The organism is Aquabacter spiritensis, assembly GCF_004346185.1.
Taxonomy (GTDB): Bacteria; Pseudomonadota; Alphaproteobacteria; order Rhizobiales; family Xanthobacteraceae; genus Aquabacter; species Aquabacter spiritensis.
This window is the reverse complement of the sequence record NZ_SMAI01000007.1, coordinates 118770-139156: the sequence shown is the minus strand read 5'-3', so window position 1 is coordinate 139156 and position 20387 is coordinate 118770. Positions and strand designations below refer to the sequence as shown.

Sequence of the window (20387 nt, the reverse complement as noted above, 5' to 3'; positions counted from 1 at the left end):
CCGGCGGCGCGGCGCCGCCGTCAGATCCCGTCGAGATGCGAGACGTCGTTCAGCCGCACCAGCTTGGCGGCGTCGCCGGACCATTCGAGCAAAGTGAGGTTGCACGGATCCTGGGCGAGGCGCCAATAGAGCGCGGCGGGAAGGTCGAGCAGATGCCCGAGCAGGACCCGGTTGACGCTGTCGTGTCCGACCAGCACCACGCTCGCCCCGCTGTGGCGGGCGAGGACGAGGCGCAGCAGGTCGGCCGCGCGCACCGCCACGTCCTGCAGGGATTCGCCCTCGGGAAAGCGCACCAGATGGGGCGCCGTGCGCCACTGGGCATAGCGTTCCGGGTCGTTCGCGCGGACCTCGTCATGGGTCTTCCACTGCCACGCGCCGTAATCGATGTCGCCGAGGCCGGGCGCGATTTCGGCGGGGATGCCGCAGGCCTGAGAGATCGCCGCGCCGGTGGCGATGCAGCGGCCGAGGTCGCTGGTATAGACCGCGGCGGGCGTGAAGCCGGCGGCGATCCGGGCCGCCAAGGCGGCCGCCTGGCGTTCGCCCCGCGCGGAGAGCGGCACCTCCATGCGGCCGCGGAACCGCTCGGGATGGATGCCCTCCACATGGCCGTGGCGGGCGAGAATCAGGGTGGTGGTGGTCACGGCGCGTCCCCTCCGGTCGGCACGACCATAGAACAGCGGACGCCGGTTTGGCAGCGCCGGGCGCGCGGTAAAACAGTCGTCAGGTGACGCGTGGGAGGCGAGAGCGCCCGGTGGGTCCGCGCCGGGGTGAACCCTGGCTGCGGCGGCTGCCGACGGCGCTGGGATCCGCGCTGCGCCGGCAAGACGCAGGTGTCAGTTGCGGTCCTCGGGGAGGACGGGGAGGGGAAACACCTCGACCTCGTCCTCGCGCAGCGACTTGACCTCGTCCGGCGTCGCCTCGCCATAGATCGAGCGCTGCTCGACCTCGCCCTCGTGCATCTTGCGGGCGAGCGTTGCGAAATCGTCGCCGACATAATCGGCGGTGCGGGTGACGTGGTCGCGCAATCCGCGCAGCAGGCGGCGGAATTCCTGCTCGCCTTCGCCCATCATGGCGACCGGGGCGGGGGTGGTCTCGCGCGGCGCTTCGGGCTCCGCGGCGGCCCGCGCGCCGCGGTCGGTGCGCGCGACGGAGGGCGCCATGATCGCCTTTTCCACCGCCGTCACGCCGCATGTCGGGCAGGCGACGAGCCCGAGCGCGCGCTGGCGTTCATAGCTGTCGGACGAGGGAAACCAGCTCTCGAAGGCGTGACCCTGGGCGCAGGTGAGGGCGTAGCGGATCAATTCGGTTTCTCCACCAGATGCAGGTGGCCGGCATGTCCGGGATCCAGCACTTCGAAGCGGCGGCCGTGGCGCAGCGAGGGGATGCGGCGGCGCGCGGTCTCGACCTCGCCCATGTCGAGTTCGGCGAGCACGATGCCCGGGTCCGTGCCGCCCTCGGCGATCACCCGGCCCCAGGGATCGACGATCAGCGAATGGCCGTAGGTTTCGCGGCCGTTCTCGTGCCGGCCGCCTTGGGCGGCGGCGAGGACATAGGCGCCGTTTTCGATCGCCCGGGCGCGCAGCAGGATGTGCCAATGGGCTTCGCCGGTCGGCCGCGTGAAAGCCGCCGGCACGGTGAGGACGCGGGCCCCCGCCTCGGCCAGAGCCCGGTACAGCGCCGGAAAGCGCAGATCGTAACAGATCGTCAGGCCGATCCCGATGCCGTCCACGTCGGCGGCGACCGCCTGCTCGCCGGGCCGGTAGGCGGTGGATTCCCGATAGCTCTCGCCATTGTCGAGATCGACGTCGAACATGTGGATCTTGTCGTAGCGCGCGGCGATGGCGCCGTCGGGCCCGATGAGAAAACCGCGATTGACGGCCCGCTGGGCGCTCACCTTCAGCGCGAGGGACCCGACATGCAGATGGATCGAGAGCGCGCGGGCGAGGTCGCGGAAGGCCGCCAGGGCCGGGTCGCTCTCCTCCTCGTGCAGCGTCTCGAACAGGCGCGCACGGTCCAGTTCCATGAGATTGGTGGTCTCGGGCGTCTGGACGTAGCGCGCCCCGGCTTGCGCCGCCTCGCGCACCAGCGCGGCGGCGGTGTCGATGCTGGCGGCGGGGGTGCGGCCGGTGCGCATCTGCACGAGCGCGACACGCAGGGTTTCGGAGGTGGAGCTCATCTGGTCTCGCTCGCTGGAACGGGAGTGAGGCGAGCCGGAGGCCATCTCATGGACGGGGCTGTCAGGCAAGCCGGCTCGCGGTGCGCGACGTCACGCGGCGAGCGCGTCGAGGTGCCCCGCACGCTCCAGAGCATAGAGATCGTCGCAGCCGCCGACATGGGTCTCGCCGATGAAAATCTGCGGCACCGAGCTGCTCCCGCCAGAGAGGCGAGTCATCTCCGCCTGGCCCGCGGGATCCGTCGTGACGTCGATCTCGGTGAAGGTCCAGCCCTTGCGTCGCAACAACTCCTTTGCGGCATGGCAATAGGAGCACCAGCTTTTGGTGTAGATCGTGATGGCTTTCATGCAAACCCCGGCGGGACGGAGCAAAACGCCGTCACCGAACTGTTGCATTATAAGCGGTCTCCCGCGCTTTCGACAACCCGGGCGAAGGTCAGCGCGTCTACACCTTTTGCACCGCCGCGACGCAGAATGCGGGCGCAGGCGTCCAGCGTGGCGCCCGTGGTCATCACGTCGTCGATCAGCAGGATGCGCCGGTTCTTCACGAAGACGGGAGCGGGAGGAGAGAGCGCGAACGCGCCCGCGACATTGGCGTGCCGCGCGTTCCGATGCAGCGCGACCTGGGAGGGCGTGGCGCGGATCCGCCGCAGCAGGTCGGCGCGCACCGGCACGCCGGTTGAATCCGCGATGGAATGCGCCAGCAGCGCCGCCTGGTTGAAGCGGCGCCGCCACAGCCGGAACGGGTGCAGCGGCACCGGCAGGATCAAATCGGCCTCGCGCAGAAGGTCGGCACCCGCGCGGACCATCAGACGGGCCATGGGCGCGGCGAGGTCGAGCCGGTCGCCATATTTCAGCCGGTGGACGAGATCGCGCGACACGTCGCCGAACAGGACGGCGGCGCGGGCGCGATCGAAGGCGGGCGGATCGTCGCGGGCGGCGGCCGAGAGCGGCGGATCGTCGCCGAGCTGGGCCGGGGCGAACGGAAAGGGCGTGCCGAGCCGGTCGCAATAGGGCCGCTCGATGAAGCTCATACGCCGCCAGCAGGCGCCGCAGAGCCCGCCGGGCTCGCGGATCAGCGTGCCGCAGCCGATGCAGGTGGGCGGCAGAACGAGGTCGAGAATGCGCCGGGCGACCGCCGAAGCCACGCGCCCCGCCGGCCGCGCGCCCGAAAATGCCAGCCTCAGCCGCGCTGATGCCATCTTCCCCGTCCCCGCGGGCCAGGATGGGCCGACCGCCGCCTCGGTTCAAGCGTCGGTTCAAGTCGGGCGCGGGTCAGGGACGGCCCGGCGGGCTCCAGCGGCGCAGCAGAAGGGCATTGGCGATCACGCTGACCGAGGACAGCGACATGGCGGCGGCGGCGAACACCGGCGACAGAAGCAGGCCGAAGGCGGGATAGAGCAGCCCGGCCGCCACCGGGACGCCGAGCGCGTTGTAGCCGAAGGCGAAGACGAGGTTGCGGCGGATGTTGCGCATGGTGGCGCGCGACAGGGCACGGGCGTCGGCGATGCCGGCGAGGTCGCCGCCGAGCAGCGTGATGCCCGCGCTCTCGATGGCGATGTCGGTGCCGGTACCCATGGCGATGCCGATATCGGCGGCGGCGAGCGCCGGGGCGTCGTTCACCCCGTCCCCCGCCATCGCCACCACATGGCCGGCGCGCCGCAGGCGGGCGACGTGCTCCGCCTTTTGCGCGGGCAGGGTCTCGGCCTCGATTTCGGTGATGCCGAGGCCGGCGGCGACCGCCTCCGCGGTGGCGCGGTTGTCGCCGGTCAGCATGATGACGCGCACGCCGTCGGCGCGCAGCGCGGCGAGCGCGGCGGGGGTGGAGGCCTTCACCGGGTCGGCGATGGCGATCAGACCGGAGAGCCCGCCATTCACCGCGACGAACACGACGGTGGCACCGTCGCGGCGCAGCGCGGCGGCCTCGTCGGCGAGCGGGGCGAGGTCGATGCCACGATCCGCCATGAGGGCCTGCTGGCCGATCGCGACCTCCGCGCCGGCGACGTGCCCGGTGACGCCCTTGCCCGTGGCGCTCGCGAAGTCGCGCGCCGCGGCGGGGGTGAGGCCCCGCGCGCGGGCTTCGGCGAGGATGGCGCCGGCGAGCGGGTGCTCGCTGGCGGCCTCGAGGCCCGCCGCGATCCGCATCAGCGCATCCGCGTCCCCGTCGAGGCTGCGCACCGCTACGACCCGCGGCTTGCCCTCGGTCAGGGTGCCGGTCTTGTCGACCAGAACCACATCCACCTTTTCCAGGATTTCGAGCGCTTCGGCGCGGCGGACCAGGATGCCGAGCTGGGCGCCGCGCCCCACCCCGACCATGATCGACATCGGCGTCGCGAGGCCCAGTGCGCAGGGACAGGCGATGATCAGGACCGAGACCGCCGCCAGCAAAGCATGGCTCAGCCGGGGATCCGGCCCGACCAGGAGCCAGAGGCCCAGAGCGAGCGCCGCCACCGCCAGAACCGCCGGGACGAACCAGGCCGACACCCGATCGGCGAGACGCTGAATCGGCGCCCGCGAGCGCTGCGCCTCCGCCACCATCTGCACGATGCGGGCGAGCAGCGTGTCGCGGCCGACCTTCTCGGCGCGCATCACGAAGCCGCCGCCGGTCGCGAGGCTGCCGGCGATCACCGCGTCCCCGGTCTCCTTGGTGACCGGCAGCGCCTCCCCGGTGACGAGGGATTCGTCGAGCGCGCAGCGACCCTCGGCGATGATGCCGTCGACCGGCACCTTCTCGCCGGGGCGCACCCGCAACAGGTCGCCGACCGCGACCTCCGCCAGCGGCACGTCCGTCTCCGTGCCGCCGGAGATCCGGCGGGCGGTGGCCGGCGCGAGGCCGAGCAGGGCCTTGATCGCACCCGAGGTGCGCTCGCGGGCGCGCAGTTCCAGCACCTGCCCGAGCAGGACGAGGACGGTGATCACGGAGGCCGCCTCGAAATAGACCGGCGGCAGTCCGCCATGCTCCCGCAGCGCCGGGGGAAACAGGCCGGGCGCGAAGGTCGCGGCGAGGCTGTAGAGATAGGCCACCCCGGTGCCGATGGCGATCAGGGTGAACATGTTGAGGTGGCCGGTGCGCACGGAGGCCGCGCCGCGTTCGAAGAACGGCCATCCCGCCCACAGCACAACGGGCGTCGCGAGCGCGAACTGGACATAGGCCGAGGTGGGTGCGGCGAGGATGTGGAGCCCGAGCAGATGCTGGCCCATTTCCAGCACGAAGACCGGCACGGCGAGCGCGAGGCCGATCCAGAAGCGCCGGGTCATGTCGACGAGCTCGGCATTCGGCGCGCTGTCGAGGGTCACCATGTCCGGCTCGAGCGCCATGCCGCAGATCGGGCAGGATCCGGGGCCTTCCTGGCGGATCTCGGGATGCATCGGGCACGTGAAGATCGTACCCTCGGGCACCGGCTCGGACGGCGCCGGCTTGCCCGAGAGATAGCGCTCCGGGTCGGCCTCGAACTTGGTCTTGCAGCCGGCCGAGCAGAAGAAGACGGGCTGCCCGCCATGGCGCGTCCGATGCTTGGCGGTGGCCGGATCGACGTCCATGCCGCAGACCGGGTCCTTGGCGAGACCGGGGCGGGGCACGGCCGCCGCGGCGCCGTGGCCGTGGGCGTCGGCCGCGCCGCCGCCGCAGCAGGCGGAGACGGGCTTCGGCGGATCCAGCGGGGCGGGGCCGCCGCAGCACCCGGCAGCGGGGTGGGGGTGGGAATGGTCGCTCATCTCGGCATTACAGCCCCAGCGGGCTGCCCTCGCTTTGCGGCGCCGCAAGTCGGCGCCCTCGGTGCCCTGAAAGCGGAAACACCCCAGGGGGGTATGTGGATTGTCTTTTATACCCGCAGGGGGTATATGGCAAGCGATGGGACCCACCGCCAAAGCCGCCGTCGCAAAACGCCTCAGCCGCATCGAGGGCCAGGTGCGCGGCATCGCGCGCATGGTCGAAGAAGATCGCTATTGCATCGACATCGTCACCCAGATCGCCGCCGTGCGTGCCGCGCTGCGGCGGGCGGAGGAGGAGGTGCTGCGGGACCATGTGGCGCATTGCGTCGCCCATGCGATCCGCTCCGGCGATGCCGAGGAGCAGAGCCGCAAGGTCGCCGAACTGATGGACGTGCTGGTGCGGTCGGAACGATAGGCCGCGCAGCGCCTATCCCGCGAGCGCCGCAATCACCGCATTGAGCACGGGAAAGCCGGCCGGCGTGGCGCGCAGCCGGTCGCCGGTGCGGACGACCAGGCCTTCGGCTTCCAGCATCGCGATGCGCGCCGCGTCGATCGGCGCGCCGGCGAGCCGCGCATGGCGGGCGAGATCGATGCCTTCGGCGAGGCGCAGGCCCATGAGAAGCAGCTCGTCGGCCTGGATGTCCGGCGCGAGCAGGTCCTCCCCGACGATGCCGTGACCCTGTGTCTCGACCCGCTGGAGCCAAAGCTCGGGATGGCGCTCGGTCAAGGTCGCGCGCCGGGCGGTTCCCGCCGCGAGGCGGCCATGCGCGCCGGGGCCGATCCCGGCATAGGTGCCGTAGCGCCAATAGACCAGATTGTGCCGCGCCTGCGCGCCCTCGCGGGCATGGTTGGAGATTTCATAGGCCGGCAGCCCGGCCGCCGCCGTGATCTCCTGCGTGACGTCCCACAGCGCCCGGCCGTGCTCGTCGTCGGGCAGGATCAGCTTGCCGGCCGCGTAGAGCCGCTCGAAGGCGGTGCCGGGCTCGATGGTGAGCTGGTAGAGCGAGAGATGCTCGCAGCCTTCGGCGATGGCCCGCGCGAGTTCGCGCGCCCAGTCCTCCGGCCGCTGGCGCGGGCGGGCATAGATCAGATCGAACGAGACCCGCGCGAAGACGGCGCGCGCGACCGCGACGGCGGCCAAGGCCTCCTCGACCGTGTGCTGTCGCCCGAGCGCCTTGAGTTCGGCATCGTCGAGCGCCTGGACGCCGAGCGAGACCCGGTTCACGCCGGCCGCGCGATAGCCACGGAACCGCTCCGCCTCGACGCTGGTCGGATTGGCTTCGAGGGTGATCTCGGCGTCGCCGGCCAAGGGAAAGGTCGCGTCGATGGCCTCGATCAGGCCGGCGACGGTCGCCGGCGCCATCAGCGAGGGCGTGCCGCCGCCGAAGAAGACGGTGTCCGCCCGCGCCGGGCCGTGCAGAGCGCGCATATGCGCGAGTTCGCGGCGGAAGGCGGCGAGGTAGCGGGCCTCGTCGGGCGGCGCGTGGCGGACATGGCTGTTGAAGTCGCAATAGGGGCATTTGGCGCGGCAGAACGGCCAATGCACATACACCGCGAAGCCGCCCTCGGACGGCGCCGGATCTGGCGTCGCCGAACTTGGCGTCGCCGAACTTGGCGTCGCCGCAGGCCGGTCGGCCACGCCGCTGCCGCCCTGCGCGCTCATCCCGCGGCGTCCGCCGGCGGCGCGAGGCAGGCTTCGGCGAGCTTGCGGAAGGCGCGGGCACGGTGCGAGAGGCCGAGCCCCAAGGGCGGCATGGAATGCTTCTCCTCCGCCGTCATTTCGGCGAAGGTGCGGGTATAGCCTTCCGGCACGAACATCGGATCGTAGCCGAACCCCTTCTTGCCGCGCGGCGGCCAGACCAGGGTGCCGTCCACCACGCCTTCGAACTCCTCGACATGGCCGTCCGGCCAGGCGACGCACAAAGCGGACACGAAATGTGCGCGGCGCCTGTCGGCGGTCAGCGCGTCGACCGTCACGAGCAGCGCCTGGACATTGTCCATGGCCATCTCGAAATCCTTCTCCGGTCCGCCCCAGCGCGCCGAATAGATGCCCGGCTGGCCGCCGAGGCTGTCGACGCACAGGCCGCTATCGTCCGCGAAGGCGGGCAGCTCGGCGGCGCGCGCCGCCGCCTGCGCCTTGATCCGCGCATTGGCGGCGAAGCTGTCCCCGGTCTCTTCCGGCTCCGGCAGCTCCAGCGCGCCGGCCGAGACCGCCTCGATCCCGTGCGGCGCCAGAAGGTCCTGCATCTCCTTCAGCTTGCCCGGATTGTGGGTGGCGATGACGACGCGACCCGTGAGACGGCGGTGCGGCATCAGCCGACAGCCTGCTTCTGCAGGGCGACCAGCTTGTCGACGCCGGAGCGGGCGAGGGCGAGCAGCGCGAGGAGTTCGTCCTGGGAGAAGGGGGTCTTTTCGGCGGTACCCTGGATCTCGACGATGCCGCCTTCGCCGGTCATGACGAAATTGGCGTCGGTCTCGGCCACGCTGTCCTCGGCATAATCGAGGTCGAGCACGGGCTTGCCCTCATAGATGCCGCATGAGACCGCGGCGACGTGCTGGCGCAGCGGCAGCTCGCGGAGCATCGAGCGCGACTTCATCCAGGACAGGCAATCGTGCAGCGCCACCCAGGCGCCGGTGATCGCGGCGGTACGGGTGCCGCCATCGGCCTGGATGACGTCGCAATCGAGCGTGATCTGGCGTTCGCCGAGGCCGACGAGGTCGGTCACCGAGCGCAGCGAGCGGCCGATCAGGCGCTGGATCTCCTGGGTGCGGCCGGACTGCTTGCCCTGCGTCGCCTCGCGCCGTGTGCGCTCCAGCGTGGCGCGCGGCAGCATGGAATATTCCGCCGTCACCCAGCCGCGGCCTTGCCCCTTCAGCCACGGCGGCAAGCGCTCTTCCAAAGTCGCGGCCACCAAAACGTGGGTATCGCCGAATTTCACCAGGCAGGACCCCTCCGCGTGGCGCAGCACGCCCCGTTCGAAGGAAACGGCACGCATTTCATCGCTGGCGCGGCGGCTCGGGCGCATAAGGGAAACCTTTTTCATAATCGCGGGCGCCTCTTTTAGTGCGCCAGCGCACGGCATGGAAGCTTGAATGCCGACCCGCGAGTGGACACATATAAGATCTTCGCACTCTCCGGGGCCATTCGACGAGATGCTGCCGCTTTTGACCGCTCCCCTGGCCCAGATCGACGAGCGCGCCCGGGAGATTTTCCGGCAGATCGTCGAAAGCTATCTCGCGACCGGGGAGCCGGTCGGGTCGCGCAACATTTCGCGCCTCATCCCGATGACGCTGTCTCCCGCCTCGGTCCGCAACGTGATGGCGGACCTCGAGGCGGCGGGTCTGATCTACGCCCCGCACACCAGCGCCGGGCGCCTGCCGACCGATCTCGGCCTGCGCTTTTTCGTCGACGCGCTGCTGGAGATCGGCGACGTCAGCGAACGGGACCGCTCCTCGATCGAGGCGCAGGTGGCGGCGGCGGGCAAGGGCTATACGGTCGACGGGGTGCTGCAGGAGGCGTCCTCGCTGCTGTCGGGCCTGTCGCGCGGGGCGGGCGTGGTGACGACCACCAAGACCGATCCCCGCCTCAAACATGTGGAATTCGTCCCGCTCGATCCGTCGCGCGCGCTGGTCATCCTGGTGTCGGAAGACGGGCAGGTGGAGAACCGGGTCCTCCCCTTGCCGACCGGACTTCCGGCCTCCGCTCTGGTGGAAGCGAGCAATTTTCTCAACGCCCGGGTGCGCGGCCGCACCTTGCGCGAGGCGCGCGGGGAAATGGAGACGCTGCTGCATGAATTGCACGGCGAACTCGACGATCTGACCGCCCGCGTGGTGGAGGCCGGGCTCGCCTCCTGGTCCGGCGGGGAAGCCTCCGAACGCCGCCTGATCGTGCGCGGCCAGGCCAAGCTGCTGGAGGATTTGCGGGCGCTCGAGGATCTGGAGCGCATCCGCCTGCTGTTCGACGACCTGGAATCCAAGCGCGAACTGGTCGATCTGCTCGGCCTCGCCGAGGAGGCGCAGAGCATGCGCATCTTCATCGGATCGGAGAGCAAGCTGTTCTCGCTGTCCGGCTCCTCGACCATCGTCGCGCCCTATCGCGACGGGCAGGGGCGGGTGGTGGGCGTGCTCGGTGTGATCGGTCCGACGCGGCTCAATTATGGCCGCATCGTCCCCATGGTGGACTTCACCGCGCGCGTGGTCAGCCGCGTCCTCGGTGCGCCCGGCACCGATGCGGCTTGATTTTTGCCGGAGCCGCCCCGATATGCGTGGCGAAATCGTGTTCCCCGTGGCCGGAGCTGCGGACCAGTCAAGAATGAGGTGACGCGCATGAGCGAGAAGGGTGGCACGCCCGAGGCCCACGGCTCCAATCCGGCGGTCGATCCCGAAATCGCCGAGATGGAAGAACTGGGCGCGGCAGAGACCTTCCGGGCGGAGCGCGAGCGCCTGGAGGGTGAAATCGCGGCCTTCAAGGACAAGTTTCTGCGGGCCTTCGCCGAAGCGGAAAATATCCGGCGGCGCGCCGAGAAGGAGATCGCCGACGCCAAGACCTATGGCATCGCCGCCTTCGCCCGGGACGTCCTGAACGTCGCGGACGATTTGTCGCGCGCGCTCGGCACCGTCGATACCCAGGCGGCGGAAACCGCCGAAGGCGGCTTCAAATCCCTGCTCGACGGTCTCGAACTGACCGAGCGCGGCCTGCACAAGGCGCTCGAAAAGCACGGCATCCGCAAGATCGATCCGATGGGCGGGCGCTTCGATCCCAACCTGCACCAGGCGATGTTCGAGGTGCCGGACGAAAGCGTGCCGGCAGGAACCGTCGTCCAGGTGGTGCAGTCCGGCTATGTGATCGGCGATCGGGTGCTGCGGCCGGCGATGGTCGGCGTTTCGCGCGGCGGCCCGAAGGCGGCGCCCGCAAAAGCGGGTTCGGATTCCGGCCAGCAGGTCTGAGCGACCGAGCGGTCGGATGAGGCGGGGCCGGGCGATCCGGCCCCTTTTCAGTTGGTCGTGACGCCGTCGCGGATCGCGCGCAGGCGGGGGTAGATCTCCGGAAAATCCCCGGTTTTTACGATCGCCACCATGCGCAGGTGGGCGTTCTGCCCGAAGCGCAGCCATTGCACGATTTTGACGTCGTCCTGGCCGCCCATGTCCTTGCCGTCGGCGAGGATCTCGAATCCGGGCTGGCCGGCAATGCGCATCGCTTCGGCGCGTTCGATGCGCATGTCCTTCACCCCCGGCACCGAGGACAAGGCCCGCAGCGCGAATTGGCGCCGATCGTCCTCCCGGGGATTGCCGGCTGCGACGCCCGCGACGAAGATGGGCTGTTCCGCCCCGTCGATCACATCCTTCGGACCGTCGGTCAGGATCGCGGCGGAATTCCCCACCACCTTCACCAGCCGGAAGCCGGAGCGGTCGCCCAACCGAAACGGCAGAGTCGCGAGCAGGTCCTCGGCCGAGGGCGGCGGACGGAAGGCGAGGGTCGCGAGGGTCTCGCGCACCTTCTCGTCGGTCAGAGCGTCACCCGTCCCCACGGGGACCTGAATCGTCACCAGCGCCGTCGCCTGGTCGGTGCCGGCGAGCAGCACCCATTTGCGCGCGGCGAGGCTGCCGGCCTGCTGGCGGCCGGTGACCAGCAGCGTCTTGGCGTCCTTCAGCGCCGGATCTCCCAAAGCGAGCGTGCCCCGGGACTCGACGGTGATCCCCTTGGTCGCCAAGGCCGCGTCGGTGAAGCCGGCAGCGACCTGCTCATAGGCCTGAGGCGGCATCTCCACGATCAGGATGGAGGACTGGGTCGCGGCATCCTGGAAGCCGGAAAACGCATGGCTTTCCACCATGCCGACCGGCGGCACGAGACCGACCGTACTGCCCTTGGGAAAGACCGGATCGGCCGCCGCGGCGAGGCCGCCGGACAAAACGAGGGCGGCGAGGGCGAGCGCGAGGCGCATGGCAGTCTCCCGAAACATGATCCAGCCTCTTGTCGGGCAAAGCGGGCGGAAGCGTGACGCGGCGCGTCGCACGGCGTCACGACGGCGACATCAGGGCGGCGTGACCCGCCGCAGCGTGAGATTGAAGCGGCCGGGTGGCCCGATCAGGGTCGAGGTGCCGGGAATGATGCGGTCGACGCCGTGGAAGGCGAGCCGGCTCGGGCCCGAAAGCAGCAAGGCGTCGCCGGATGCGAGGCGGATCGAGCGCGTCGGATCCCGCCGCTGGGCGCCGCCGATCCGAAACACCGCGGTATCGCCGAGCGACAGCGAGAGAACCGGGGCGGTGAGATCGCGCTCGTCGCGGTCCTGATGCAGACCCATCCGCGTGCCGGGCTCGTACCAATTGATGAGGCCGGCCTCGGGCGGCGGGGCATCATCGCCCGCGAGCGCACGCCACGCCGCAATCAGGGCCTCCGGCATGGCCGGCCAGGGGGCGCGGGTGTCGGGGTGAAAGCTCTGATAGCGATAGCCGGCCTCGTCCGAGACCCAGCCCAGCGGCCCGAAATTGCTCATCCGCACCGAAAAGGGCTGGCCGGTGCGCGGCATGCTGGGGGTGAAGAGCGGCGCGGCGGCGAGCGCGGTGCGAACATCCGCAAGCAGCGCCTCCTGCGCCGCCCGGTCGAGAAAGCCGGGCCACCAGAGGCACCCGGGTTGCAGTTCGAGCGCCTGCTGCATCGAAGCCAGATCTCCGGCTGGGGGTGACTTGGGGTCTCTTGGGGGTGTCATGGCGTGCCGGTGCCGTCGGCGCGTCGCGTCGACGGCGCGCAACAGGTGTGGGACGCTCGCGCGTCGCGGAAGCGGGAGCATCGTCCGGGCGGTCCCCGTCCAAACGCCTGTCATCAATCCCTGCGCACGCGCCCGGTTCCGGAACGAAATGGAGGTCGTGGCACCGCATGTGTCGCCCTGGCGGAGCGGGAAAGCAGAAGCGTTTCTGTGGCAGAATCAGCATTTTCCGGGGGAATTGTGCGGCTTATTTCGACACCTCGCATCTTAAGGGCGGTCAGGGAGTGAACCAAACTCGTTCGCTCTCTAGCGCCCGCCCGGAGGACAGGCGGGCGCAACCCTCACAGCCCGAGATCGGCCGAGCCGATGATCCGCACGCCGGCTTCGGCCATGTCGGTATGGGCGCGGGCGAGCGAGCCGTCGACATCGATGGCGCGGCACGCATCGGCGATGACGAAGGTGCGGAATCCGGCGCGCACGGCGTCGACCGCCGACCACGCAACGCAGAAATCGGTCGCGAGCCCGAGGAGATAGACCCGTTCGATGGACCGCTCGCGCAGGTATCCGACGAGCCCGGTCGGCGTCGTCCGATCGGCCTCATAGAAGGTCGAATAGCTGTCGATCGTGGGATGCACGCCCTTGCGGACGATCATCTGGGCATGGGGCATGTCGAGCGCGTCGGAGAGCCGTGCGCCGAGCGTGCCCTGGACGCAATGGTCCGGCCAGAGGATCTGCGGTCCGTAGGGCAGAGCGATGCGCTCGAGGGGGTGTCGGCCGGGGTGGGAAGAGGCGAAGGAAACGTGGCGCGGCGGATGCCAATCCTGGGTCAGGACCAGATTGCGGAAATGCGCGGCGACGCGGTTCGCGAGCGGCAGGATGGCGTCGCCATCGGGCACCCCGAGACTCCCGCCGGGCAGGAAATCCCCCTGGAGATCGACTGCCACGAGAACGCTGCGCGGGTCTTCGCCGGCGTTCAGAAGAGGGGCGCCTGGAAACGGCATGGGTGCAACCTCACGAAGCTTTGAAAAACCGGCGGAGCGGCGCCGGACACGCCTTGCGGCGGCAAATCACCCCTCCTATATCCGCCACGAACGTCGTGACCACGACGTACCCTATTTCAACGGGGGCCGGCGGAGAAAAGCGGGAGGGGCCCGCAGGATCCCTGGCGGGCGCTGCACAGGCCCGGCCGGTCTGCCGACAAGGAGAAGTACATGGCCAAGATTATCGGCATCGACCTCGGCACCACCAATTCCTGCGTTGCGGTGATGGAGGGGGCCTCCCCGAAAGTCATCGAGAATGCCGAGGGCGCGCGGACCACGCCGTCCATCGTCGCCTTCACCGAGGATGGCGAACGGCTGGTAGGCCAGCCGGCGAAACGGCAGGGCGTCACCAATCCCGAGCGCACCTTCTTCGCAGTGAAGCGCCTGATCGGCCGCCGCTACGAGGACCCGACCGTCGAGAAGGACAAGAAGCTCGTCCCCTACAAGATCGTCCGCGCCGACAATGGCGACGCCTGGGTCGAGTCGGACGGCAAGAAATATTCGCCGTCGCAGATTTCCGCCTTCATCCTTCAGAAGATGAAGGAGACGGCCGAATCGTTCCTCGGCGAGAAGGTCGAGAAGGCGGTCATCACCGTCCCCGCCTATTTCAACGACGCCCAGCGTCAGGCCACCAAGGATGCCGGCCGGATTGCGGGCCTGGACGTGCTGCGGATCATCAACGAGCCGACCGCGGCCGCGCTCGCTTACGGCCTCGACAAGAAGAACACCGGCACCATCGCGGTCTATGACCTCGGCGGCGGCACGTTCGACGTGTCGGTGCTCGAGATCGGCGACGGCGTGTTCGAAGTGAAGTCCACGAACGGCGACACGTTCCTGGGCGGCGAAGACTTCGACATGCGGCTCGTCAATTATCTCGCCGACGAGTTCAAGAAGGAGCAGGGCATCGACCTGCGCAACGACAAGCTCGCCCTGCAGCGCCTCAAGGAGGCCGCAGAGAAGGCGAAGATCGAATTGTCGTCCGCGACCCAGACCGAGATCAACCTGCCCTTCATCACCGCCGACGCCTCCGGGCCGAAGCATCTGACGATGAAGCTCACCCGCGCCAAGTTCGAGGCCCTGGTGGACGACCTGATCCAGCGGACCATGGAGCCGTGCCGGCTCGCGCTGAAGGATGCCGGCCTGTCCGCCGCGCAGATCGACGAAGTGGTCCTGGTCGGCGGCATGACCCGCATGCCGAAGGTCCAGGAGATGGTGAAGCAGTTCTTCGGCAAGGAGCCCCATAAGGGCGTCAATCCGGACGAGGTGGTCGCCATCGGCGCCGCGATCCAGGCGGGCGTGCTGCAGGGCGACGTGAAGGACGTGCTGCTGCTCGACGTGACCCCGCTCTCGCTGGGCATCGAGACGCTGGGCGGTGTGTTCACGCGCCTGATCGACCGCAACACCACGATCCCGACCAAGAAGTCCCAGGTGTTCTCGACCGCGGAGGACGGCCAGACCGCGGTGACGATCCGCGTGTTCCAGGGCGAGCGCGAAATGGCGGCGGACAACAAGATCCTCGGCCAGTTCGACCTGCTGGGGATCCCGCCGGCGCCGCGCGGCGTGCCGCAGATCGAAGTGACCTTCGACATCGACGCCAACGGCATCGTCCAGGTCTCTGCGAAGGACAAGGGCACCGGGAAGGAGCAGCAGATCCGCATCCAGGCCTCGGGCGGGCTCAATGACGCCGACATCGAGAAGATGGTGAAGGACGCCGAGAGCCACGCGGCCGAGGACAAGAAGCGCCGCGCCTTGGCGGAAGCCAAGAATCACGGCGAGGCGCTCGTCCACTCCACCGAAAAGGCCCTCGCCGAGCACGGCGACAAGGTCGGCGCGGCGGAGAAGGGCGCGATCGAAACGGCGCTCGCCGAACTGAAGACGGCGCTGGAAGGCGGCGATGTCGACGCCATTCAGGCAAAGACCCAGGTGCTCGCGCAGGCGTCCCTCAAGCTGGGCGAAGCGATGTACGCCTCCCAGCAGAGCGGCGGCCCGCAGCCCGACGCGAAGCCGGACGACGTGGTGGATGCGGAGTTCACCGAAGTCGACGACGACAAGAAGAAGTCGGCCTGATCACAAGGTCGGGCTTTGGATGCCGAGATCTGACGTGTGATATTCCCCCGGCCGTAAGGTCGGGGGGCTTTCATGCGCAGGGTTTGGCTTTTGGGGGGCGGCGCCCTCCTGCTGCTGATCTTCGGAACGGAAATGGTCCTGCGACTGGGGCTGGGGCTGGGAGATCCGCCCTTGTCCGTCCGAGACCCGAAGGTCGATTATCTCCTCAAACCGTCTCAAACCTATCAGCGGTTTGGCATGGTCTATTCCGTGAACGCCTACGGCATGCGGGCGCGCGATCCCTCGCCGACGAAGGAGCCCTGCGAATTCCGGGTTCTCGTCGTCGGGGACAGTGTGCTCAACGGCGGGGCCGTGGTCGACCAAAGGGTCATCGCAACGTCGGTCGCCGAGCGCAAGCTCGCGGACGCGCTTCGTCGGCCAATTTGGGTCGCCAATATCTCGGCCGGCGGATGGGCCCCGGAGCACCAGAAGGCCTATCTTGAGCGGTTCGGATGGTTCGACGCCGACGTCGCGGTGTTCGTCCTCAGCACGCATGATCTCCATCAGCGTGCGGCGTTCCACCCGGACATGGGGCCGAATTTCCCCGCCCAGGCGCCGCCGCTCGCACTGTTCGAGGCGGTCGAGCGGTATCTTCCCCGCTATGTCCCCTTCGTCGCTCAATTCCTGCCGGTTCCGGAGGAGGGGATCGCGCGGCCCGGGGTGGACGACCCAAAGGCGGCCGAGGCGATCCTCACCGACCTCCTGGCGGAGGCGCGGAGCAAGACGAAGCAGGTCGTCGTGCTCCATCACCGGACCCTCGAGGAGCTGAGCGGGGACGCGCCGCCAGACGAGATAAAGGACGGGGAAAGGCTGCGAGAGATTGCACTTGCCGGCGGCGCTGCTTATCTGGATCTCGGGCCGGTGGAGCGGAACCCGCCTGGCGGGGAAACCCTCTATCGCGACGGCATCCACCTGACGGCGGCGGGTCAAGCGGTTCTCGAAGGCGCGCTCACCTCGGGTGTGATCGGGGTTCTGGCCGAGCTTGCCGCCGGACAGCCCGATTCCTGCCGTGCGGCCCCCGCCTTATAAGCGTTCCGGCCGGAACGAGAGACAGCATGTAGGAAGCCATGGCGAAGCGCGATTATTACGAGGTTCTCGGCTGCGAGCGCGGCGCCGATGAGACGGTGCTGAAAGCTTCCTATCGCAAGCTTGCGATGAAATGGCATCCCGACCGCAATCCGGGCAATGCGGAGGCGGAGGTTCAATTCAAGGAAGTCAGCGAGGCCTATGAGGTCTTGAAGGACCCGCAGAAGCGCGCGGCCTATGATCGGTTCGGCCACGCCGCGTTCGAGAACGGCATGGGCGGGCCGGGCGGGCCGGGGTTCGGCTCCGACTTCGCCTCGACCTTCGCCGACATTTTCGACGATCTGTTCGGTGGACAGATGGGCGGGCGGGCGCGTGGCGCATCGGGCGGCCGTGGGCGCGGGGCGGACCTGCGCTATAATATGGAGATCAGCCTCGAAGAGGCCTATGCCGGCAAGACGGCCGAGATCCGCATCCCGACCTCCGTGGTGTGCGAAACATGTTCGGGAACCGGCGCCAAGCCCGGCACCCAGCCCAAGGTCTGCCGGACCTGCGGCGGGGCCGGGAAGATCCGCCACGCCCAGGGCTTTTTCACGCTGGAGCGCACCTGTCCCGCCTGCCAGGGCCGGGGCAGCCTGATCGAGGATCCCTGCACGTCGTGCGGCGGCGCGGGACGGGTGACGCGCGAGCGCAACCTGTCGGTTCAGATTCCGGCCGGGGTCGAGGACGGCACGCGCATCCGGCTCGGCGGCGAGGGCGAGGCCGGCATGCGCGGCGGCACGCCGGGGGACCTCTATATCTTCCTGTCGATCGAGCCGCACCCCTTCTTCCAGCGCGAGGGGGCGGACCTTTACTGCCGGGCGCCGATCTCGATGGTGACCGCCGCGCTCGGCGGTACCGTCGAGGTGCCGGCCATGGACGGCGAGAAGACCAAGGTGCGCATCCCCGAGGGGACGCAGTCCGGCAAGCAGTTGCGGCTCGCCGGCAAGGGAATGCCGGTGCTGCGGTCGCGCACGTTCGGCGACATGTACGTTCAGGTCGTCGTCGAGACCCCCCAGAACCTCACCAAGCGCCAGAGGGACCTGCTGGCGGAATTCGAGCGCGAATGCTCCTCCGACACCCATCCGGAATCCAACGGCTTCTTCGCCAAGATGAAGGATTTTTTCCAGGGCGCTTCGGACGACTGAAGCGCGCGGATCACGCCGCCGCGATGAAGCGCGTGACCACCTCCACGACGTGGCGCCGCCGGATCGCCCGCTCCTCGGGGGTAGCGAGGTCGCGGCCGAAGGCGGTGGAGAGGGTCGGCGTGTTGGAGAAGTAGAAATAGCTGATCGCCGAGATGGTCATATAGAGGTGCAGCGGGTCGATGCCCGATCGGACGGACCCGTCCTGCGCCCCCTGGGCGAGGATCGCCTTCAGCCGCTCGATCAGTGAAATCTGCATCTCCCGCAGCCGCGTCGACCGGCGCAGATATTCCCCGCCCAGCATGTTCTCGCCGTTGAGCAGCGTAATGAGATGGGGATGGGCGGCGGGATAGTCGAACTTGAATTCGACCAAGCGGGTGATCGCCGCCACCGGCGGCAGGTCCTCGAGTTCGAGCTCCGCCTCGGCGACGCGCATGTCGGTATAGACGCGCTCGAGGACCGCGACATAGAGGTCCTCCTTGCTGCCGAAATAATAATAGATCATGCGCTTGTTGGCGCCGGCCTCCTCGGCGACCAGATCGACCCGCGCCCCGGCGAGCCCCTTTCGGGCGAACTCGGCCTGCGCGGCTTCGAGGATCCGCATCCGCGTCTTGTCGGCGTCGCGCGTCACCACCTCGCGCACCGCCGGCTTCGCACCGGCGGGCCGCCCGTCTTTCCCCGTGCCGGCCGGCGCATCGCCGCTCTGCGCGCCCGAGGGCTTGGCGCGGGGGGCGGGCTTCCGGCGGGTGGCGGGATCGGGGACGGTCATCGGGCCTTTCGGGGAAGCGGGCTCGCGCGCACTCAGGCGCTGAGTCGCGACCGGGACGCATGGGCGGGAGGTTGCGCCAGCTTCAGGCGCTGTTCAAGCCCGATCGGGCCGGGGCGAAACAGCCCCGCGTCCATCGTCCGCAGGTCTTGGGCGATGGCCGGGCGGAAGGCCATCTGCTCCAGGACGTCGCGGGCGAGGTCGATGCCGGGTGCGACCTCGCTCAGCTCCAGACGGCCGGCGGGATTGCGCCGGAACACCGCACGCTCGGTGACATACAGCGCCTCCTGGCCGATGCTGTTGGCGTACCGGCCGCTATAGGTGAGTTGCTGGAGCGCGGCGACGAACTTTCGGTCACGCCCCTCGCGGCGGATCGCGGTGCGGCCCTCGGGCCAGACGATGTCGAGCCCGCCGGAGGTGAAGGTGCCGGAGAAGATCACCTTCTTGGCATTCTGCGAGATGTTGATGAAGCCGCCCGGGCCGATGATCCGGTCCGAGAAGCGCGAGACGTTCACGCTGCCGTCCGCGTCGACTTCCGCGAAAGAGAGGAAGGCGAGGTCGAGCCCGCCGCCGTCGTAGAAGTCGAACTGATAGGGCTGGTCGATCATCGCGTGATAGTTGCGGCTGGCGCCGACCTCGTTCCCTGAGGCCGGCGCGCCGCCGATCAGACCCTGCTCATTGGTGAGCGTGATTGCGTCGAGGCAGCCCTCTTCGGCCGCGACGGTCGCGATCCCGGTCGAAATGCCGGAGCCGAGATTGCAGACGGCACCGGAATAGAGTTCCAGGGCCGCCCGACGGGCGATGACTTTGCGCGGATCGAAGGGCAAAGGATCGATGGCGGACAGGGGGATCTTGAGCTCCCCCGCATAAGCCGGGTTGTAGTCGGAGACATAGGTCTGGGTCTGCGCCGGCTCGACCACGACCAGATCCACCAGGATGCCGGGGATCTTGACCTGCTTGGGATTGAGCGTGCCGCGCCGGGCGAGGCGCTTCACCTGGACGATCACGGTGCCGCCGGCCCGCCGCGTCGCCTGGGCCATCGAGATCATCTCGCCGAAGATCGCCTCCTGCTCCATCGTCACATTGCCGTCCTCGTCCGCCGTGGTGCCGCGCAGCAGCGCGACGTCCGGCACGAAGGGCTTGAAGAACAGCCATTCCCGCCCGGCGAGCTGGACCAGTTCGACCAGGTCCTCGGTTGCGCTGGGGCTCTGGCGGCCGCCGCCCAGCCGGGGGTCGACGAAGGTGTTGAGACCGACATGGGTCACGAGGCCGGGCCGGCCGGACGCCATTTCGCGGGTGAGCTGGGACAGCGCGCCCTGCGGAAGGGTATAGGCCTCGACGCGATCCTCGAGCGCCATCCGTTCCACGGGCGGGGAATCGACCAGAGTCCCGCACACCACGCGCTTTAAAAGACCGTCATGGGCGAGATGGCCGATCCCGCGTGTCTTGCGGTCGCCGAGGCCGACCGGATGAACGGTGGTGAGATTGCGCGGGGCGCCCTCCGCCTGGAAGCGCGCAGCGATCGCCGCGATCAGGGCGTCCGGCACGGCATGGCCGCCGCCGGAGCCGCCGATGAGCAGGGTGTCCCCCGATTGGACCATACGCGCCGCATCCTCGGCGCTGACCACCCGCATTCCCATCGAAGCCTCCCAACGCCGCGCTTCGCCGCCGGTATGAAAG

20 protein-coding genes are annotated in these 20387 nt (G+C 69.2%); 6 read left to right on the top strand and 14 right to left on the bottom strand.

Annotation, left to right across the window (positions count from 1 at the left end):
* Window positions 1-20: 20 nt before the first annotated feature.
* The 6 genes from EDC64_RS12755 to EDC64_RS12730 form a co-directional block, all read right to left on the bottom strand.
* Window positions 21-641, bottom strand: coding sequence for a histidine phosphatase family protein (locus EDC64_RS12755; RefSeq protein ID WP_207916051.1), 621 nt, complete (start codon window positions 639-641; stop codon window positions 21-23).
* 192 nt (window positions 642-833) lie between these two features.
* A complete protein-coding gene (locus tag EDC64_RS12750; protein WP_132031871.1) occupies window positions 834-1301 on the bottom strand; it encodes a DUF1178 family protein in 468 nt (155 codons plus the stop codon).
* Window positions 1298-2176: a carbon-nitrogen hydrolase family protein gene (locus EDC64_RS12745; protein WP_132031869.1), complete on the bottom strand. Its 879-nt coding sequence runs from the start codon at window positions 2174-2176 to the stop codon at window positions 1298-1300. The genes EDC64_RS12750 and EDC64_RS12745 overlap by 4 nt, the downstream gene beginning before the upstream one ends.
* A 90-nt stretch (window positions 2177-2266) precedes the next feature.
* A complete protein-coding gene (grxC, locus tag EDC64_RS12740; protein ID WP_132031867.1) occupies window positions 2267-2521 on the bottom strand; it encodes a glutaredoxin 3 in 255 nt (84 codons plus the stop codon).
* Window positions 2522-2568: 47 nt separating this feature from the next.
* Entirely contained in the window at window positions 2569-3375 is an 807-nt protein-coding gene (locus EDC64_RS12735; protein ID WP_132031865.1) for a ComF family protein, read from the bottom strand.
* 73 nt (window positions 3376-3448) lie between these two features.
* A complete protein-coding gene (locus EDC64_RS12730) occupies window positions 3449-5887 on the bottom strand; it encodes a heavy metal translocating P-type ATPase (RefSeq protein ID WP_132031863.1) in 2439 nt (812 codons plus the stop codon).
* A 136-nt stretch (window positions 5888-6023) separates the two neighbouring features.
* Between EDC64_RS12730 and EDC64_RS12725 the strand changes: the two genes are divergently transcribed.
* On the top strand, window positions 6024-6299 hold the full coding sequence (locus EDC64_RS12725) for a metal-sensitive transcriptional regulator (protein WP_132031861.1): 276 nt from the start codon (window positions 6024-6026) through the stop codon (window positions 6297-6299).
* A gap of 12 nt (window positions 6300-6311) precedes the next feature.
* Here the strand turns inward: EDC64_RS12725 and hemW are convergent, their stop codons facing one another.
* From hemW to rph, 3 genes are read right to left on the bottom strand one after another with little or no spacing between them, the layout of a single operon-like run.
* On the bottom strand, window positions 6312-7547 hold the full coding sequence (gene hemW, locus EDC64_RS12720) for a radical SAM family heme chaperone HemW (protein ID WP_132031859.1): 1236 nt from the start codon (window positions 7545-7547) through the stop codon (window positions 6312-6314).
* Window positions 7544-8197 carry an RdgB/HAM1 family non-canonical purine NTP pyrophosphatase gene (rdgB, locus tag EDC64_RS12715; protein WP_132031857.1) on the bottom strand — a complete coding sequence of 218 codons (654 nt, stop codon included), beginning with the start codon at window positions 8195-8197 and terminating at the stop codon, window positions 7544-7546. Before rdgB ends, hemW begins: the two co-directional genes overlap by 4 nt.
* Window positions 8197-8910: a ribonuclease PH gene (rph, locus tag EDC64_RS12710; RefSeq protein WP_132031855.1), complete on the bottom strand. Its 714-nt coding sequence runs from the start codon at window positions 8908-8910 to the stop codon at window positions 8197-8199. Before rph ends, rdgB begins: the two co-directional genes overlap by 1 nt.
* A gap of 127 nt (window positions 8911-9037) precedes the next feature.
* On the opposite strand from rph, the gene hrcA reads away from it, so the two are divergent.
* Together hrcA and grpE are read left to right on the top strand one after the other, a co-directional pair.
* Window positions 9038-10123: a heat-inducible transcriptional repressor HrcA gene (gene hrcA / locus EDC64_RS12705; RefSeq protein ID WP_132031853.1), complete on the top strand. Its 1086-nt coding sequence runs from the start codon at window positions 9038-9040 to the stop codon at window positions 10121-10123.
* Between the two features lie 87 nt (window positions 10124-10210).
* Window positions 10211-10831, top strand: a complete 621-nt coding sequence (gene grpE / locus EDC64_RS12700) for a nucleotide exchange factor GrpE (RefSeq protein ID WP_132031851.1) — start codon at window positions 10211-10213, stop codon at window positions 10829-10831.
* Between the two features lie 47 nt (window positions 10832-10878).
* Here the strand turns inward: grpE and EDC64_RS12695 are convergent, their stop codons facing one another.
* The 3 genes from EDC64_RS12695 to pncA form a co-directional block, all read right to left on the bottom strand.
* Window positions 10879-11844, bottom strand: a complete 966-nt coding sequence (locus tag EDC64_RS12695; protein ID WP_132031849.1) for a hypothetical protein — start codon at window positions 11842-11844, stop codon at window positions 10879-10881.
* Between the two features lie 72 nt (window positions 11845-11916).
* On the bottom strand, window positions 11917-12540 hold the full coding sequence (locus EDC64_RS12690; RefSeq protein ID WP_132031847.1) for an alpha-ketoglutarate-dependent dioxygenase AlkB family protein: 624 nt from the start codon (window positions 12538-12540) through the stop codon (window positions 11917-11919).
* A 389-nt stretch (window positions 12541-12929) separates the two neighbouring features.
* Complete coding sequence (gene pncA, locus EDC64_RS12685; RefSeq protein ID WP_132031845.1) at window positions 12930-13589, bottom strand: bifunctional nicotinamidase/pyrazinamidase; 660 nt, start codon at window positions 13587-13589, stop codon at window positions 12930-12932.
* Window positions 13590-13760: 171 nt separating this feature from the next.
* Between pncA and dnaK the strand changes: the two genes are divergently transcribed.
* From dnaK to dnaJ, 3 genes are all read left to right on the top strand, one after another.
* Entirely contained in the window at window positions 13761-15695 is a 1935-nt protein-coding gene (gene dnaK, locus EDC64_RS12680; protein ID WP_274594952.1) for a molecular chaperone DnaK, read from the top strand.
* Between the two features lie 72 nt (window positions 15696-15767).
* Window positions 15768-16763: an SGNH/GDSL hydrolase family protein gene (locus EDC64_RS12675; protein ID WP_132031841.1), complete on the top strand. Its 996-nt coding sequence runs from the start codon at window positions 15768-15770 to the stop codon at window positions 16761-16763.
* 38 nt (window positions 16764-16801) lie between these two features.
* A complete protein-coding gene (gene dnaJ / locus EDC64_RS12670; RefSeq protein WP_132031839.1) occupies window positions 16802-17944 on the top strand; it encodes a molecular chaperone DnaJ in 1143 nt (380 codons plus the stop codon).
* Window positions 17945-17954: 10 nt separating this feature from the next.
* On the opposite strand, the gene EDC64_RS12665 is transcribed toward dnaJ, so the two are convergent.
* Together EDC64_RS12665 and EDC64_RS12660 are read right to left on the bottom strand one after the other, a co-directional pair.
* Complete coding sequence (locus EDC64_RS12665; protein WP_245504678.1) at window positions 17955-18710, bottom strand: TetR/AcrR family transcriptional regulator; 756 nt, start codon at window positions 18708-18710, stop codon at window positions 17955-17957.
* 32 nt (window positions 18711-18742) lie between these two features.
* Window positions 18743-20347: an acyl CoA:acetate/3-ketoacid CoA transferase gene (locus tag EDC64_RS12660; RefSeq protein ID WP_245504677.1), complete on the bottom strand. Its 1605-nt coding sequence runs from the start codon at window positions 20345-20347 to the stop codon at window positions 18743-18745.
* Between the last annotated feature and the right edge of the window lie 40 nt (window positions 20348-20387).

Excerpts from the sequence above, each read along its gene's own strand:
- EDC64_RS12660 (WP_245504677.1), bottom strand. The coding sequence starts at position 20,347 with ATGGGAATGCGGGTGGTCAGCGCCGAGGATGCGGCGCGTATGGTCCAA.
- EDC64_RS12690 (WP_132031847.1), bottom strand. The coding sequence starts at position 12,540 with ATGCAGCAGGCGCTCGAACTGCAACCCGGGTGCCTCTGGTGGCCCGGC.
- grpE (WP_132031851.1), top strand. The coding sequence starts at position 10,211 with ATGAGCGAGAAGGGTGGCACGCCCGAGGCCCACGGCTCCAATCCGGCG.
- EDC64_RS12730 (WP_132031863.1), bottom strand. The coding sequence starts at position 5,887 with ATGAGCGACCATTCCCACCCCCACCCCGCTGCCGGGTGCTGCGGCGGC.
- hrcA (WP_132031853.1), top strand. The coding sequence starts at position 9,038 with ATGCTGCCGCTTTTGACCGCTCCCCTGGCCCAGATCGACGAGCGCGCC.
- rdgB (WP_132031857.1), bottom strand. The coding sequence starts at position 8,197 with ATGCCGCACCGCCGTCTCACGGGTCGCGTCGTCATCGCCACCCACAAT.
- EDC64_RS12675 (WP_132031841.1), top strand. The coding sequence starts at position 15,768 with ATGCGCAGGGTTTGGCTTTTGGGGGGCGGCGCCCTCCTGCTGCTGATC.
- EDC64_RS12695 (WP_132031849.1), bottom strand. The coding sequence starts at position 11,844 with ATGTTTCGGGAGACTGCCATGCGCCTCGCGCTCGCCCTCGCCGCCCTC.
- rph (WP_132031855.1), bottom strand. The coding sequence starts at position 8,910 with ATGCGCCCGAGCCGCCGCGCCAGCGATGAAATGCGTGCCGTTTCCTTC.
- hemW (WP_132031859.1), bottom strand. The coding sequence starts at position 7,547 with ATGAGCGCGCAGGGCGGCAGCGGCGTGGCCGACCGGCCTGCGGCGACG.
- EDC64_RS12665 (WP_245504678.1), bottom strand. The coding sequence starts at position 18,710 with ATGACCGTCCCCGATCCCGCCACCCGCCGGAAGCCCGCCCCCCGCGCC.
- pncA (WP_132031845.1), bottom strand. The coding sequence starts at position 13,589 with ATGCCGTTTCCAGGCGCCCCTCTTCTGAACGCCGGCGAAGACCCGCGC.
- EDC64_RS12735 (WP_132031865.1), bottom strand. The coding sequence starts at position 3,375 with ATGGCATCAGCGCGGCTGAGGCTGGCATTTTCGGGCGCGCGGCCGGCG.
- dnaJ (WP_132031839.1), top strand. The coding sequence starts at position 16,802 with ATGGCGAAGCGCGATTATTACGAGGTTCTCGGCTGCGAGCGCGGCGCC.
- grxC (WP_132031867.1), bottom strand. The coding sequence starts at position 2,521 with ATGAAAGCCATCACGATCTACACCAAAAGCTGGTGCTCCTATTGCCAT.
- EDC64_RS12725 (WP_132031861.1), top strand. The coding sequence starts at position 6,024 with ATGGGACCCACCGCCAAAGCCGCCGTCGCAAAACGCCTCAGCCGCATC.
- EDC64_RS12745 (WP_132031869.1), bottom strand. The coding sequence starts at position 2,176 with ATGAGCTCCACCTCCGAAACCCTGCGTGTCGCGCTCGTGCAGATGCGC.